The sequence below is a fragment of the Acerihabitans sp. genome (assembly GCF_036398755.1).
Lineage (GTDB): Bacteria > Pseudomonadota > Gammaproteobacteria > Enterobacterales > Enterobacteriaceae > Acerihabitans.
This window is the reverse complement of sequence record NZ_DASWOM010000133.1, coordinates 1-15,276: the sequence shown is the minus strand read 5'-3', so window position 1 is coordinate 15,276 and position 15,276 is coordinate 1. Positions and strand designations below refer to the sequence as shown.

The 15,276-nt window shown below is 53.3% G+C and carries 14 protein-coding genes and 1 pseudogene; 8 read left to right on the top strand and 7 right to left on the bottom strand.

Translation table 11 applies throughout. The features are described from left to right. Positions 1 to 460, bottom strand: a 460-nt coding sequence (locus tag VGC33_RS21695; protein ID WP_524535659.1) for a nucleoside/nucleotide kinase family protein, incomplete at its 3' end; no start/stop codon positions are given. A 152-nt stretch (positions 461 to 612) separates the two neighbouring features. On the opposite strand from VGC33_RS21695, the gene VGC33_RS21690 reads away from it, so the two are divergent. Then, positions 613 to 1,329 carry a nucleoside/nucleotide kinase family protein gene (locus VGC33_RS21690; RefSeq protein WP_331122841.1) on the top strand — a complete coding sequence of 239 codons (717 nt, stop codon included), beginning with the start codon at positions 613 to 615 and terminating at the stop codon, positions 1,327 to 1,329. A gap of 39 nt (positions 1,330 to 1,368) precedes the next feature. Beyond that, positions 1,369 to 2,124 carry a nucleoside/nucleotide kinase family protein gene (locus tag VGC33_RS21685; RefSeq protein ID WP_331122840.1) on the top strand — a complete coding sequence of 252 codons (756 nt, stop codon included), beginning with the start codon at positions 1,369 to 1,371 and terminating at the stop codon, positions 2,122 to 2,124. A gap of 42 nt (positions 2,125 to 2,166) precedes the next feature. Here the strand turns inward: VGC33_RS21685 and VGC33_RS21680 are convergent, their stop codons facing one another. Beyond that, on the bottom strand, positions 2,167 to 2,526 hold the full coding sequence (locus VGC33_RS21680; RefSeq protein WP_331122839.1) for a diacylglycerol kinase: 360 nt from the start codon (positions 2,524 to 2,526) through the stop codon (positions 2,167 to 2,169). A 128-nt stretch (positions 2,527 to 2,654) separates the two neighbouring features. Then, entirely contained in the window at positions 2,655 to 3,779 is a 1,125-nt protein-coding gene (locus VGC33_RS21675; RefSeq protein ID WP_331122838.1) for an N-acetyltransferase, read from the bottom strand. Between the two features lie 621 nt (positions 3,780 to 4,400). Between VGC33_RS21675 and VGC33_RS21670 the strand changes: the two genes are divergently transcribed. The 4 genes from VGC33_RS21670 (at position 4,401) to spt (ending at position 8,599) form a co-directional block, all read left to right on the top strand. Next, positions 4,401 to 6,140 carry a fatty acyl-AMP ligase gene (locus tag VGC33_RS21670; RefSeq protein WP_331122837.1) on the top strand — a complete coding sequence of 580 codons (1,740 nt, stop codon included), beginning with the start codon at positions 4,401 to 4,403 and terminating at the stop codon, positions 6,138 to 6,140. Positions 6,141 to 6,233: 93 nt separating this feature from the next. Next, entirely contained in the window at positions 6,234 to 7,148 is a 915-nt protein-coding gene (locus tag VGC33_RS21665; protein WP_331122836.1) for an NAD-dependent epimerase/dehydratase family protein, read from the top strand. A gap of 31 nt (positions 7,149 to 7,179) precedes the next feature. Then, positions 7,180 to 7,440 carry an acyl carrier protein gene (locus VGC33_RS21660; protein WP_331122835.1) on the top strand — a complete coding sequence of 87 codons (261 nt, stop codon included), beginning with the start codon at positions 7,180 to 7,182 and terminating at the stop codon, positions 7,438 to 7,440. Next, positions 7,427 to 8,599, top strand: coding sequence for a serine palmitoyltransferase (spt, locus tag VGC33_RS21655; protein WP_331122834.1), 1,173 nt, complete (start codon positions 7,427 to 7,429; stop codon positions 8,597 to 8,599). The genes VGC33_RS21660 and spt overlap by 14 nt, the downstream gene beginning before the upstream one ends. Before the next feature lie 187 nt (positions 8,600 to 8,786). Here the strand turns inward: spt and VGC33_RS21650 are convergent, their stop codons facing one another. From VGC33_RS21650 to VGC33_RS21640, 3 genes are read right to left on the bottom strand one after another with little or no spacing between them, the layout of a single operon-like run. Then, positions 8,787 to 9,353 carry a YtfJ family protein gene (locus VGC33_RS21650; RefSeq protein WP_331122833.1) on the bottom strand — a complete coding sequence of 189 codons (567 nt, stop codon included), beginning with the start codon at positions 9,351 to 9,353 and terminating at the stop codon, positions 8,787 to 8,789. A gap of 54 nt (positions 9,354 to 9,407) precedes the next feature. Beyond that, on the bottom strand, positions 9,408 to 10,244 hold the full coding sequence (locus VGC33_RS21645; protein ID WP_331122832.1) for a hypothetical protein: 837 nt from the start codon (positions 10,242 to 10,244) through the stop codon (positions 9,408 to 9,410). Continuing rightward, positions 10,241 to 11,578, bottom strand: a complete 1,338-nt coding sequence (locus VGC33_RS21640; RefSeq protein WP_331122831.1) for a lipopolysaccharide biosynthesis protein — start codon at positions 11,576 to 11,578, stop codon at positions 10,241 to 10,243. Before VGC33_RS21640 ends, VGC33_RS21645 begins: the two co-directional genes overlap by 4 nt. A gap of 446 nt (positions 11,579 to 12,024) precedes the next feature. On the opposite strand from VGC33_RS21640, the gene lptF reads away from it, so the two are divergent. After that, positions 12,025 to 13,095 (top strand): LPS export ABC transporter permease LptF, encoded by a 1,071-nt coding sequence (gene lptF, locus VGC33_RS21635; protein ID WP_331122842.1) that lies wholly within the window; start codon positions 12,025 to 12,027, stop codon positions 13,093 to 13,095. After that, positions 13,092 to 14,168, top strand: coding sequence for an LPS export ABC transporter permease LptG (gene lptG / locus VGC33_RS21630; RefSeq protein WP_331122830.1), 1,077 nt, complete (start codon positions 13,092 to 13,094; stop codon positions 14,166 to 14,168). The genes lptF and lptG overlap by 4 nt, the downstream gene beginning before the upstream one ends. A 324-nt stretch (positions 14,169 to 14,492) precedes the next feature. Here the strand turns inward: lptG and VGC33_RS21620 are convergent. Beyond that, positions 14,493 to 15,101, bottom strand: a pseudogene (locus tag VGC33_RS21620) (IS256 family transposase); the annotation flags it as partial. Between the last annotated feature and the right edge of the window lie 175 nt (positions 15,102 to 15,276).

Below are 15,276 nucleotides of genomic sequence, written 5' to 3'. Positions count from 1 at the left end.
CCATCCAGCGAAACGCCGTGCGTTCACGTCCCGCCAGCCATGCCACAAACCGGCTGCCCGGCGCGTTGGCGGGGAGAATCGTGCCGTCATAGCCCCCCGGGATTTGCACTTGTGGAAAACGGTCGGTGAGTACCATTAGCCCCTGCCGGCGAAAAGCCAGCATGCGGCGAAAGCGCAATAATCGGCGCAGCACGAATGACATTATCACCAGGGCGGCGACAGGGCCGGGAAGAGACCGGGTAATATTGACTTTATTTCGTTTAATCGCCTTGTCAAGCGAGCGACCCATGAAGGGCAGCTTTACCACGACGCGTTCTACGTTCCCCGCCTGTTTACCTAAGTGAACCCTTACCGCGGGACCGTATTTTTTTACATGAGTGATAAGATGTTCGCAGACCGTGGATTTTCCAGAACCATCGCTGCCTATTACTGCTATGAGCGGTGGAAGTTGTGAATGCATAACCAGACTCTCTTCTAAAGATATTCCCGCGAATATATCATTTGCCAAGGGGAACGTCGCTAATAGCCGTTGTCACGGCCACGTGGAACAAATATCTTGAACCCAAGGTGGATTAGCATACAATATATTTTTTTGAAATCGGATTTTTTGATGTGAGTCAACAGATTAGACCCATCGCTATTCATCCCCCGGTGCGAGTGATAGCAATAACGGGGTGTGATGGTTCGGGTAAGTCGACTTTGGCCGCCAGCCTGGTAAGCCATCTGTCCGCGCAAGACTCGCCGGAATTACTGTATCTTGGCCAGTCATCGGGGCGCATAGGCGAATGGATCGGCGGCCTGCCTATTATCGGCGCCGCCGTTGGCCGTTATTTACAGGCTAAATCCAATCTGGTGCACGAACGTCCCTCGACGCCCCCGGGCAATGTCACCACGCTGGTTATTTATCTGCTTTCTTGTTGGCGAACCTACAAGTTCCGGCGCATGCTGGCGAAAAGCCGGCGGGGGCGCCTGCTGATTACCGATCGCTATCCCCAGGCCGAAGTGGCGGGTTTCCGCGTCGACGGTCCGCAGCTGGCAAAAACGGTGGGCGGTAACCTGTGGGTGCGCGCGCTGAGAAAACGTGAACAAAAGCTATACCTTTGGATGGCCTCTTATCCGCCGCTGCTGCTGATTCGGCTTGATATTGACGAACAGACGGCGCATTCACGCAAACCCGATCACCGGCTTGCCGCCCTGCGTGAGAAGATCAGGGTCATACCCTTGCTTACTTTCAACGGCGCGAAGATCCTCGAGTTAGATGGTCGGGAGCCGGCGGGTAAGATCCTCGAGGAATCGTTACGTGCGATTCGGACCTCTCTTTCGTCGTGACAAGTTCAGGCTTGTGATTACTCTTGAATACTGAAATAAATGCAAACAGATAGCTTAAATACAAAAAACGATCCGTCCCCCGCCTACGTCGCCGGGCTTGTTGCGGTAGTGGGCTGTGACGGCACCGGAAAGTCGACGCTTACCACGGACCTGGTAAAAAACCTGCGCGCGCACTGGGTGACTGAGCGTCGTTATCTTGGGGTTCTCTCCGGTGAATCCGGCGATAAGATCAAACGGCTGCCCTTTATCGGCGTGTGGCTCGAGCGGCGCCTGGCCGCCAAGTCCGAGAAGACGCAGAGCATGAGCAGCAGGTCGCCGGCGCTGTGGGCGGCGTTGATTATGTACGGCTTCTCACTGTTGCGCGCGGCGAATTTTCGCAAGGTACAGCGTTTGGCGCAAAGCGGCGTACTGGTTATCAGCGATCGCTATCCGCAGGCGGAGATGTCGGGTTTTCATTATGATGGGCCCGGCATTGGCCTGGAGCGGGTCAAGGGCTGGCTGATGACGCGTTTAGCCGCAAGCGAGCGCCGGCTGTATCAGCAGATGGCGCTATCCCGCCCCGAATTAATCATTCGCCTTGATATTGATGTCGAAACCGCCTTCTCCCGCAAACCCGACCACAGTTATGAGGAGCTGCGGGATAAAATAGCCGTCATGGTGAAGCTGGATTACAACGGCGCCAGAATCCTCGATCTGGATGCTAAGGCCCCCTATAGCGAGGTGCTGGAAAAAGCGCTGGCCGCCATATCGTCAATTGCCGCGGCCTCAAAGCGCCGGGGTGAAGCCATCCCATAGGGACCCGGGTCTCGATGACCAACGCCGTAACCCGTTTAATCATTAAAGTAGAATAATTAACCAAATTATTATCGTCATCACTACCGTGACCAACTGCGCCGCGCCGCCCAGATCCTTTGCCCGCTTCGATAGGGGATGGATATCGAGTGAAACGCGGTCTACCACGGTTTCAATAGCGGTGTTAAGCAGCTCTACCACCAGTAGCAGAAAACAGCTGGAGACCAGGAATAAACGCTCCGTCTTGGTGATGTCCAGACAAAAAGCGATGATCAATAATATGGTGTTGATAATAAACAGTTGGCGAAAAGCGTCCTCGGTAAGCAAAGCATCGACCAGACCCGCCAGCGAGTTACCGGTACTGCTTCTTAATCGTTTGATTCCTTTCTTCTTTTCGAATGCCATGACTTTTCTCTGATAATGAACTGACTCACGATGGGCCATAAAACCATAGGCAAGGCGCACACTATGCGTGCGCGGCCTTTAGCCTCATACCGGGGACGTCAAAGATAAGACGGCGCTAACACGCCGGATCAGAGCTGCTTTTCGTACAAACCATAACGTTTATAGGCGATCGCGCCGATCCGTTCCAGGATCGTACGCATGCCGCTATTGGTTTCCAGGATCCAGGACATCTCTAACGCATCGATATTGCGCTTGGCAAAGGGGTCGCGTAACGCTTCAATCAACAGCAGCGCAATCACCGGCCCCATTCGACTGAATTGATATTCCAGGCGCACGCCCATTAAAGGCACTCTGGCGGTACGCACGCCGCCCACCTTCAGACGCCACAGCACTTTCGCCCAGCCAAAGGGGAATAAACGGCCCCGCAATCCGGCGATAGCCTCGTTGATATTGGGCAATCCCACTATAAAGGCACAGGGCACCGAGTCTATCTCGGCAATATGAATCATGTCGTCCGGTACCAGGTATTTCAGTTGATCACCCATGGTGGCAAACTCATGTTCGGTAAAGGGTACGAAACCCCAGTTGTTTTGCCATCCAGAGTTGAAAATCTGCCGCAGAATCTGCATTTCCTCGCTAAACCGCTTACGATCGAGGCGGCGAATCGTCACCTTGCCGCGGACCTGATCCATAAGCCTGGTTAATGAAGAAGAAAAATGCAGATCTGTGCGCCGCATCCAGTAGGCCAGCAGATCAATCCTTTTCGCATATCCTTGCCGCTCAACATGCGCGGCATAATAGGGTTTACCATGCGTCATCAATGCGGACGGAGGCGTATCAAAACCTTCAATCAGCAAGCCGCTTTCCTGGTTGATATTCAGACTAAAAGGCCCGGTGATTTTTTTCGCTCCTTTCGAAATTAACCAGTCTTCCGCGGCAGTAAATAACGCACTGAATACCTCGGGATCATCAATGGCGTCAATCGTGCCAAAATGCCCGGTATCCTCACCATAAAGTTCGCGGTGTAAACTGTCTATTTGTGCCGTTATCCGGCCAACAACCTTATCCTCTTTTTTGGCTACCCATGCCTGCCATTCTATATGTTCCGCACTTGGGTTTTTATTAGACAGATGCTCTGCCCGCTCCAGATACAAGGGATCTATCCAGTTAGGATCATCGTGATAGAGCGAGGAAGGAAAAGCGATGAATGCCTTAAGCGCACGCTTATCCATGACTTTTTCAATGCAAATCATAAATACCCTTAAATCTGAAAAATTTACTGAAAAACGCACAATAAGCCATTATTACCTAAGCCAAGTCCAGGCAAAATGAAGCCCTGTCATATTTGATCCTGCATCTTAGGAAACTGCTGAAAACATGATGCCTGGTACATCTGTCCGCGCGATAAAGCTTATTATGTTTGGCGATATTGAGCACTGGGCCAGCTCAAACACATTATGGATGCAATAGTCTACTGACTTTAGCCAGAGAAGCATTGCTATCTTTTACCACTTAATGCTTTTTTCACCTGCAAGCCTTTCTGCGGGTTAATGTTTATTTGAATGCACCGGCCAGACCCGGCAACATTACCGGCCTGCACGGAAATGTGAAGCTATGGCTATCGCCGTGGGCAACTTCATCTTAACCAGAAAATGCGGTTATGACGTGGTTATCGCCAAGGTCTGGCGGCGGCTGATTTTTATCTTTATTTTAGAGCGGCTTGGAAGATACCGGCGCTGAGAGGCACTGGTTTTGTGAAGTATAAAACAGTAAAAAAATCAATGGGGCTTTACAAATTATTACAAAAACCCCACCTCTTGTATCAATGGTTAACTGTATTATTCGTTGATTTTGAATCTAAGGCTGCTTTGTATATGTCTGAAACAAGCTCTGCCCATTCTCTTCCCATGCGCTATGCGGATTTCCCCACCCTGGTGGCGGCGTTAGACTACGCCGCCCTGGGAAGTACGGGTATGAATTTCTACGATCGCCGTAATCAGCTGGTAGCCGCGCTGGAATATAGCGAACTAAGGCGTCATGCGATCAGCGGAGCGCGGCGCCTGTTATCACTGAAGCTTAACAAAGGCGACCGTGTTGCGCTTATTGCTGATACCAGCGTTGGCTTTGTGGAGGCTTTTTTTGCCTGCCAATATGCCGGCCTGGTCGCGGTGCCGCTTGCCATCCCCATGGGCGTGGGGCAGCTTGCCTCCTACAGCGACAAACTCCAGGGGCTATTAAAGAGCTGTAAGCCCGCCGCTATTATCAGTAGCGATGAATGGCTCCCGCTGATTAACTCCGCGAGCGAGGATGCCCTGCCCGCGCATATCCTCAGCAATGCGGATTTAAGCGCATTGCCGGAGAGGGATGTCGAACTGCAGCCGCCATCGCCGGACGATATTGCCTATCTCCAATATACCTCCGGCAGTACCCGCTTTCCTCGCGGCGTGATTATTACCCAGCGTTCCGTTATGGCTAACCTGCGGGTTATCAGCCATGACGGTATTAAACTACGCGCGGGCGATCGCTGCGTCTCCTGGTTACCCTTCTATCACGATATGGGACTGGTGGGTTTCCTGCTGACCCCGATGGCAACCCAGCTGTCGGTTGACTATTTACGCACGCAAGATTTTGCCATGCGTCCGATGCAATGGCTGAAACTTATCAGTAAAAACCGCGGCACCGTTTCCGTTGCACCGCCATTCGGCTACGAATTATGCATACGTCGCAGCAACGATAAAGAGCTGGCCGAAATAAATCTTTCAAGCTGGCGTGTGGCCGGCGTGGGGGCGGAACCCATTCCCGCGGAGTTGCTGGGTCAGTTTGGCGAGCAGTTCAATAAAGTCCACTTTGATGACAAGGCCTTCATGCCCTGTTATGGCTTAGCCGAGAACACGCTGGCGGTCAGCTTTTTCGAAGCATCCTCCGGCTCGCAGGTCAACCACGTCGACCGCGATATTCTGGAGTATGAGGGTAAGGCGGTGGCGCCCACCAAAAACACCCGCGCCTTTGCCACTTTTGTAAACTGCGGCAAGGCGCTTCCAAGCCATAGTATTGAAATTCGCAACGAAGCCGAGGCATTGCTGCAAGAACGCGAAGTGGGACATATCTGTATCTCCGGCCCCAGCTTGATGAGCGGCTATTTCCGCGATGTGGATTCACAGCAACAAATCCAGGCGACAGGATGGATGGATACCGGGGATTTGGGTTACCTGCTCGATGGCAATCTGTACGTAACCGGCCGGAAAAAAGATCTTATTATTATTCGTGGCCGTAACATCTGGCCGCAGGATATAGAATATGTAGCGGAATCGGAGCCGGAAATCCGCTCGGGTGATGCCATTGCCTTCGTCACCACCCAGGAACACGGTGACGGCGCCAAGATTATTTTGCAGATCCAGTGCAGGGTGAGCTCTGACGAACGGCGGGAGCAAATCATCCACTCCCTGAGCGCGCGTATTCAAAGCGAGTTCGGCGTGGCTGTGGACATTCAACTGCTGCCGCCCCATAGCATTCCCCGAACCTCCTCGGGCAAGCCCGCGCGCGCCGAGGCCAAAAAGCGTTACCTTACCCAATTAATCAGCCCGCAGATACGGTTGACGGGTTATGCGCAATGACCAGAACCGCACATAAAGCCTCAACCAACGCTTTAAGAAGCGTTACTTTACCGAATCAATCAGCCCGCAGATACGGTTAGCAGGTTATGCGCAATGACAACAACGGTCGCGGTTACAGGTGTGACAGGCTTTATCGGCAGGCATATCGCCGAAAACCTGCTGTTACGCGGTTTTACCGTGCGGGCGCTGACCAGAACCGCGGGTAAAGCCTCAACCGGCAATGTGGCTTGGATTCATGGCGCGCTGGAAGACAAAGACGCGCTTACGGAACTGGTCAGCGGCGCTGACCATGTGGTCCATTGCGCAGGCCAGGTTCGCGGACATTGCGCAGAAACCTTCACCCGCTGTAATGTCGAGGGCAGCGTGCGTCTCATGCAGGCCGCCAAGGAAAGCGGCAGTTGTAAGAGTTTTTTATTTATATCGTCTCTTGCCGCCCGTCATCCTGAACTGTCCTGGTACGCGAATTCAAAATATATTGCCGAAAAACAATTAATCGCCATGGCGGGGGATATTTCCCTGGGGATTTTTCGCCCGACGGCGGTTTACGGGCCAGGGGATAAAGAGCTAAAACCCTTATTCAGCTGGCTGTTACGCGGAGTGCTTCCCCGGCTCGGCGCGCCTGAGGCACAGCTATCGTTCCTGCATGTGAGCGATTTAGCGCAAGCGGTCAGCCAATGGCTGATGGCCGGGCAACCCAAGGCGGCTCCCTATGAACTTTGCGACGGCGTGGCCGGCGGTTATAACTGGAAGCGCTTACAAGAAATAGGCGCCGCGGTGCGTCAGGGTCCCGTGCGGCTAATCGGCATTCCGTTACCCCTGCTTAAGCTGATTGCAGAGATAGGTATGCTAACCAACGGGTTGGCCAGAAAAGAACCTATGCTGACCCCCAGTAAAATCCGTGAATTAACCCATCTTGACTGGTCCGCGAGCAATAAAAGCTTGTCCGAATATATTAATTGGTTTCCTAAAATTAGTTTGGAACGCGCGCTGCTTGAAGGACTATTTTGATTATCTTGACTATAGGTAGGTCAACGTTTCTATGCTAAATCGTAAAGTTGTACTGGATTATATCCTTGAATGCCTACAGGGTATGGTCGCTGACGATCAGGAAATAAAGCCGGATAGCGATCTCGTCAACGATCTTGGCCTGGAGTCCATAAAAGTGATGAGTTTGTTGATGATGTTGGAAGATAAATTAGATATTTCAATTCCTATTAATATTTTAATGTACGTGAGAACACCCGAGCAGTTATTGGATGCCCTCCTACCACACCTGGAGAGCGCCAATGGGACTTTATGATAAATTTACCCGCCTGGCCGATGAGCGGGTGCAATTCCAAACCTCCGGCCTTAACCCCTTCGGCACCTGCTTTGATGAGATCTACTCGGCAACCGAAGGACGCATTGGCGATCGGAAGATTATTCTGGCCGGCACCAATAATTACCTGGGCCTGACCTTCAACGCTCAAGCCATAGCGGACGGCCAGGCCGCAATGGCGGCCCAGGGCACCGGGACCACCGGGTCGCGCATGGCTAACGGCAGCTATGGCTCGCACCTGATCTTGGAACAGGAGTTAACGGCTTTTTTCGACCGGCCCACCGCCATTGTATTCTCGACCGGCTATACGGCTAACCTGGGAGTCATCAGCACGCTTGCCGATCCCGGCGCGGTGGTCTTGATAGACGCGGACTGCCACGCCAGCATCTATGACGCCTGTGCCCTGGGCGGCGCGCAAATCATCCGTTTTCGCCATAATGATGCGCAGGATTTGGAACGCCGCATGGTGCGCCTGGGCGAGCGCGCGCGCGATGCGATAATCATCGTTGAAGGGATTTACAGCATGCTGGGCGATGTGGCCCCGCTCGTTGAAATTGCCGACATCAAACGACGCCTCGGCGGCTATCTTTTGGTGGATGAAGCGCATTCCTTCGGGGTGATGGGCGCCAGCGGTCGCGGCCTCGCCCAGGCGCTTGGCGTTGAGCAGGATGTGGATATCGTATTGGGCACATTCAGTAAAAGCCTGGCCTCCATCGGCGGCTTCGCTGTCGGCGCCAAGGCCATGGACGTTCTGCGCTACAGCAGCCGCCCTTACATTTTTACCGCATCGCCATCGCCCGCAAGCATCGCCTCGGTGCGCGCCTCGTTGAAAATCATTGCGCAACATCCGGAGCTGCGTGAAAAACTGTGGAGCAACGCGCACAGGCTCTATCATGGCCTGGCTGAGCTCGGCTACGAGCTGGGGCCACGCATCAGCCCGGTGGTGCCGGTCATGATCGGTTCGAAAGAAGATGGCCTGCGTCTGTGGCGCGAACTGGTTGCACATGGCGTTTATGTCAACCTGGTGTTGCCGCCGGCGGCGCCGGCGGGTATTACCCTGCTACGCTGCAGCGTCAATGCGGCGCACAGCGACGAACAGATCGACACCATTATCCAGGCCTTTGCCGCGCTGAAAAATTAATATCCGGCCAGACGGCAATCATGCCGCCCACGGGTCTGCCGTGGGCGGCTAAAACGCCATCCCCCTTCACCAGCCTTATCCGCTCGCCGGATTTTTGTATCAATAGCGAGGCGGCCGGCCACGTTCTGGTGGGTATATGGAGCTGTTTTTTTTCCCGCAAAACGGATTTTTAAGCGTTATTGGCGCGTCAGGATGGCGATTTATCGAGCAGTTTTTGTACCAGGGCGATCACCTGATCCACTTCCCCCGCGGTCAGGGCGCCATCTTTTGCCCACTGGACGCGTCCGTCTTTATCCAGCACCACTATGGTTGAGCTTGCTTCATTCAACCGCCAGGCCTGGCGGCCCAGGCCAAAACTGTCGATGACAAATTGCGCCCACGGGTAGCGTCTTTTGTTTTTCTCGATTTTGCCGCGCACGAATAGGCCGGAGCCCGGGATCGCATCGTCGGTGTTGACGATGGTGGTCGGCTGAAAGCGGTCATTCGGAAAATGCGCATCCTCGATGGCCTGGATCAGCATTGAATTTTTCTTTTTTGCCGAGGTGCGCCCGGCGATGTACTGCATGACGCGAACTTTTCCCGCCAACTGCGCGCTATGCCAGTTTTCGTAGCGAATGCCATCATTATCCAGCACTAATTCCCCCCGGTCGGTGATGTCCACCGGCGCGGCGCGCTGGCCATTGACGAAGTTATGCGATGACGCCATCAGGGGAAACAGGAGCAGTAAAACGATCGGTAGTCCACGTAAGGCCATGCTATTTCCTTTTTTTGCCGGTAATCCCCCTACCCCTCGAACCGGCCGGCAAGGTTACAAAGGATAACGCGCGAGGAACAGCTCCAAATGCCGGCGAATAGTCGGATCCAGCATTGCCGGGTCGTCATAGGGCTTACGTCCCGCCAGCTTGTCCGCCACCATCTCGTCATGGCGATCGCCCATCAATCCATTGATATTAGCTAAAAATCGGGAAATCCTGTAGGCGTCCTGGTTGCCCGGCTCGATCGATCTTACCGTGTCATAATAAGACACCTGCTGACTGATGATTTTTCGCACGGCATGGAATTCCTTACCCTTGAGCTGCGGCTGCGCAATCAGCGACCTCAGCGCCCGCATCTGCTGTTGGCGATAGGCGATAAATCCGCTTTCCCTATCCAGGCGGGTATGACGTAAAGCATAATGCACCAGCATCCAAACCGGTTTGCTGAGGAAAATACGCAGGATCCGGCCGTAAAACCTGAGTACATCCTTATTACCGTTACGAAACGCATCCTGAAAATGCCCGAGAACCACGGTGGTCGAGCGAAACCACAGGTTAGCCTCATGCTTTTTGCCATAGAGCCGCTGGGCGAAGCGTAAATGCTTATAGCGTGAGCGGATATATTTGTACTCCATGCGCTCCGAGGCGGATAATTCATCGCCTTTCAATAACTTGCGCACCAAGCGCAGCAGCTCGATGCGGGTAAAGCCTTCCGCCCAAAACTGCAGACACAATGCGTAGTTATTGCGAATATTTTCCTGCGGGCACTGTAGATCGATTACCTGCGGCAGGCTGGCATGCTCATTGACAATGTCATCTTCTTCCACCGCGGTGAATAACAACTGTACCGTTTCAGGCGAGAACGTTTTCCACGTGTTGCTGCTCGTCATTTATTACTCTCTATGGGTGCGCTAAATTGCAGTAAACAGCGGTGACGGTAAGCCCACAAAGTCGGTATGAGGGACAACAGCACGTCCAGGCATTGCCCGCCAAAATACGCAAAAGCGGCGCCCAGTACGCCAAAGGCATGTGACAGCACAATCAGCAGCACGACGTAGGAAGCGGAGGCAGCCGTCTGCGCAACCAGGAAAGCCCGCTGCTTACCCGCCATAAACAATAAGGACTCCTGGGGAAAGCCCAGCATGGACACCACGATGGCGCTCAGCATAACCTGGATTAAATCATACGCTTCCAGGTACTTATAGCCAAATACAATGGAAATTAACGGCTTGCCGACCACCACCACCACCAGCGCCACCAGTATCCCTATGCCCCCGGCGAGCATGGCCGATCTCAGCCCCAGCAGCCAGGGTCTTTTCGTGCGTGGATCCAAGCGCATGATTTCCGGATAAAAGCTCTTTTCCAGCAGTTTGGCCGGCGTGCCCGTGGCATCAAAAAAAGTCATCGCGATCTTGAACAACCCGGCCGCCGCCGGCCCCAGGATAATGCCCACTAATACGGTACTACAGGAGTTACGGGCCGCCCAGATCGTATGCGCAAGATTTGTCGTCCAGACAAAGTTCCAGGCGCCGCCGATTTGACGCGCCGCCGCAAACAAGCTGGGCCGTAAGGCGTTATGGATATTCCTGCGGCGCAATTCGCGTGCGGCAAACCACCAGAACAGCGTTCCGCCAATCAAGTTCGAGGCATACCATGCGATAACAAAACCGGCAAAACCCAAATTGCCGAAATACGCGATTACGCTGCCGACGGCAAGCAAAAAAGGCTTCACGGCTTGCTGGATGGCAATCAGATCAAAACGATCCACCGCCCGTAAAATACCGGTGGGGGTAGAGGATGTCATGGAAGGTATCAACGTGCAGTAAAGCATGGCCAGCCAGAAGCTTTTCGCATCAAGCCCCAAGGCGTGCGACAGCAGCGGCAGCAGCAACATTCCCCCCAGCACCGCAACGGCCCCGCTTGCAATATCCAGGCCGAAGGAAAATGCAATGACATCGCGGAATCGTTGAATGTTTTGACCCGCCAGGGCCGGCGTGCCGAATTGAACCACGAATTGCCAGGTCTGGAACTTGATAAAGTCACTAATCGCTTTGGTATAGGATTGAATGACGACCAGAACCCCGAACATCTCCGGCGACATGCCCTTACCCGCACAAGACAGCGCGAGTAAACCGAGTAAAGCGCTGGCGACATTACCGGAGCCTAAATAGGCGCTGTTACGTATGATAGTGCGGAAAGCACCATCGGAAAACCAATGCTTCATGGTAGAAAACCAGCCATACTCGCCACTCGGTTATCAATAGCCCGGCAGGGAGATAAGCCCACCTTGCATACCTATCAGACACGGCAATACTTGGGGATGATTCAGACGTGCCGCCGCCCATGGAATTCAAAGCCAACGCTTCTGGTGATACTTCACGACGCCTGAACTGATTTTCGCTTCGCCGCCAGCCAGGGTGGGCGATAGGATAAACCAAATTTAAGCCAACCTAAAGGCTTTTGAAACCGCCCCGCGCCAAAAGGCCGCGCCATGTTTTGCGACACGGCGGAATGGACGTCGGGGCGGTCCGTCACGCGGGCTTGATTATATTTTATGCTTGTGATGTGATGAAAAGCGCCTGAAAGGGCCGGTGCATTATGGACAATAGCGATATGATCGGCCGTTATGCAGATAATCCTCTCTCTTGCCATGTGGGATGTACGTTATATATGTACTTGATTGAGCGCTACATCATGGACGGGACTCGCCGGTTAGTGATGATTATCGTCGGTTTTCTTATCTTCATCTTTGCCAGTTATTCCGCCCAGCGCTACCTGACGGACGCGGCCAACGGCACATTGGCCCTGCAAGCCGTGCTGGATATTGTCTTCTACAAGGTGCTGATTGCGTTGGAGATGCTGCTGCCGGTGGGGCTGTATGTTTCAGTCGCCATTGCCCTTGGCCAGCTTTATAACGACTCTGAAATAACCGCGATGTATGCCGCCGGCTGCAGTCCTTTACGGCTCTATAAAGCCGTTCTGATCCTTGCCGTTCCTTTGGGCATACTGGTAACGGTACTTTCCATGTACGGCAGACCCTGGGCCTACGCGCAAATTTACCAGATAAAGCTGCAGTCACAGTCCGAACTCGATGTCGGTCATTTGCAGGCCGGTAAGTTTAATATCAGTGATAACGGCCGAATGATCCTGGCCGGACACATCGACCCCGGATCGCAACGCCTGTCCGACGCACTGATTTATACGCTCTCCGGCGGCAAAAGCCATGTCTACAAAGCCCACACGGTTGAGGTTACCGATCCTTCGCCCATCACCCCCTCGGTGGTGCTGCACGCCGGAACCGCCTACACGCTGGAGCATACCGGTACCGATGACAAAGAGCAGATCTATAATAATCTTAAACTCCAGCTAAAACCGCTTGACCAAAGCGCCGATGTCAAGAGTAAGTCGGCGTCGGCCGCGGAATTGGGGCGTTCCTCCAATCCCGTCGATATCGCGGAACTGCAATGGCGGGAGAGCCGCGGGATAAATGCTGTTTTGATGGCGCTGTTGGCGGTCGCCTTGAGCCGCACCAAACCACGCGAAGGCCGTTTTGCGACGTTATTCCCCTTGGCGGTGTTATTTACCGTTATTTTTTACGGCGGCAACATTTGTCGCACATTGGTTGCCAACGGTAGCCTGAACGTCTTCCCCGGGCTTTGGCTAGTACCGTTGATCATGTCGATTGGGGTGCTGATTTTGATAGCGCGCGAATTATCATTACTACAGAAATTAATTCGATGAATATTTTTAGTCGTTATTTAATACGTAACGTCTTTTTAGGCATCTTGGCCGCCGCCGGCGTGTTAATCCCGCTGTTTTCAACCTTCGACTTTATCAACGAGCTCGATGACGTCAGCGCCAACGGCTACCGCTGGACGCAGGCCCTGGTGGTGGTGTTGATGAATTTACCCAGATGCCTTATCGATCTGGGTCCTTTTATCGCCCTGCTCGGCGGGATCGTGGGGCTTGGCCAGCTTTCGAAAACTCAGGAATTGACCGCGATGCGCATCGCGGGCTTGTCAATCTTCAGAATTTCCCTGGTCATTTTATCCGCAGGGCTACTATTGACCCTGTCGTTAGGCTTGCTGGATGAGTGGGTTGCTTCTCCCCTGCAGCAACGGGCGGTGCAGCTCAAGGACGCCGCCGTTGCGGCCGATAATAGCGCTACCCCGCGCAATGTGCTGTGGGCCAGACGCAATAATGAATTTGTTACGGTAAACACCCTGGATGAACATAAACAACCGAAAGGGATTGAGATATTTCAGTACCAGCCTGATCTTTCACTGAAATTTTATATTTATGCGCAAAAAGCCACCATCCTTGATAATGGAATGTGGCTTCTGCATGGCGTCAACCAAAAAAGCTGGGCGAATGGAAAAGAAACGGTAGCCACGCAGGATACTCTGCAATGGCAATCCATTTTTTCCACCATGAGCCTGAAAGAACTCACCATGCCCAGCGATAGCTTCTCCATTAAGCAGCTCAACCATTACATTCACTACTTACGCCTTACTGGCCAGCCCAGCATCGAGTTTAAGCTTGCCTTATGGCAAAAGCTGGGACGGCCGATATTGATTCTGGCGATGATTTTACTGGCGGTCCCCTTTACCTTCAGCGCCCCGCGAGCGCCGGGTTTAGGCAGCCGTTTGGCCGTAGGCGTCATTGTGGGACTCATCACCTACATCAGTTACCAAATCATCGTTAACCTGGGATTATTATTTTCCCTTAACGCCCCGTCAACGGCGCTTATTCCGCCGGTTTTACTCGTCATCATCGCCTTGGCGCTGGTTTACCGTTTTGACAAGCAGCCCTGACAACGCATCACCTTGTTACACAAGATTGCATGACATCCGTTTCGCTTCAGGGGCAAGGTGTTTGTTTAGCTTCTCTTATCAATCCGGGATACATCATGACCAAGATATTCGGGCTTTCACTGCTCTTCACCGCGTTATTATGCACCACCTCTTTCACCTACGCCGCCGGTTGCCTCAAAGGGGCGGCGGTTGGCGGGGTCGTGGGCCATGTTAAACACCATGCGGTATTAGGCGCGGCCGGCGGCTGCGCGGTCGGCCACCATATGGCGGCCAAAAAAGCCAAGCAGCAGGAAGCAGAGAAAAAATAATTCTGCCGCCGTTGAGCCGCTTTTTGATCGCGTGGCGGATCACGCTGTTCAGCGACTCGATGGCGTTGATTGTGTAGATCACTTTGCGGATGTCCGGTGGGTAGGGTGTGTAGGCAAAGAACGTGGCAAGATTCCCCCAGTTTACCTGCCAACTGCGGCTTATCTGCGGATAGCGGTTATCCCAGGCCCTGGCGAACGCTTCCAGCGCCTGCAAGCCCGCCTCTTCCGTTGGCGCCTGATAGACGGACTTCAGGTTCCGGGTGACGGCTTTGTAGTCTTTCCAGGTGACGAACCGCAGACTGTTACGCACCATATGCACGATACATAACTTGATACGTGCCTCCGGGTAGACTGCATTGATGGCGTCCGGGAAGCCTTTCAGGCCGTCAACGCAGGCGATGAGAATATCGTTCAGACCACGGTCTTTCAGCTCCGTCAGTACATTCAGCCAGAACTTTGCCCCTTCATTTTCGGCCAGCCACATACCCAGTAATTCTTTCTGGCCTTCGATATTGATGCCCAAAGCCAGGAACATGGATTTGTTGATGACGCGACTATCTGGCCGAACTTTCAGTACGATACAGTCAAGATAGACGATGGGGTAGATAGCATCCAGTGGCCGATTTGTAAGCGTCGCCTCAGTAACGTCTGTTTTTAACTGATATCGGTAGATAACCTAGATGTCCACCTCTTCAACAGACGGACATCTACCATGGAAACTGTTCAGGCTAAGACGGACTGGCGTTCTGCTCCACGCCAGTTTTACTCTCCCGAATTTAAGCTAAAGCTGGTGCAGCTTG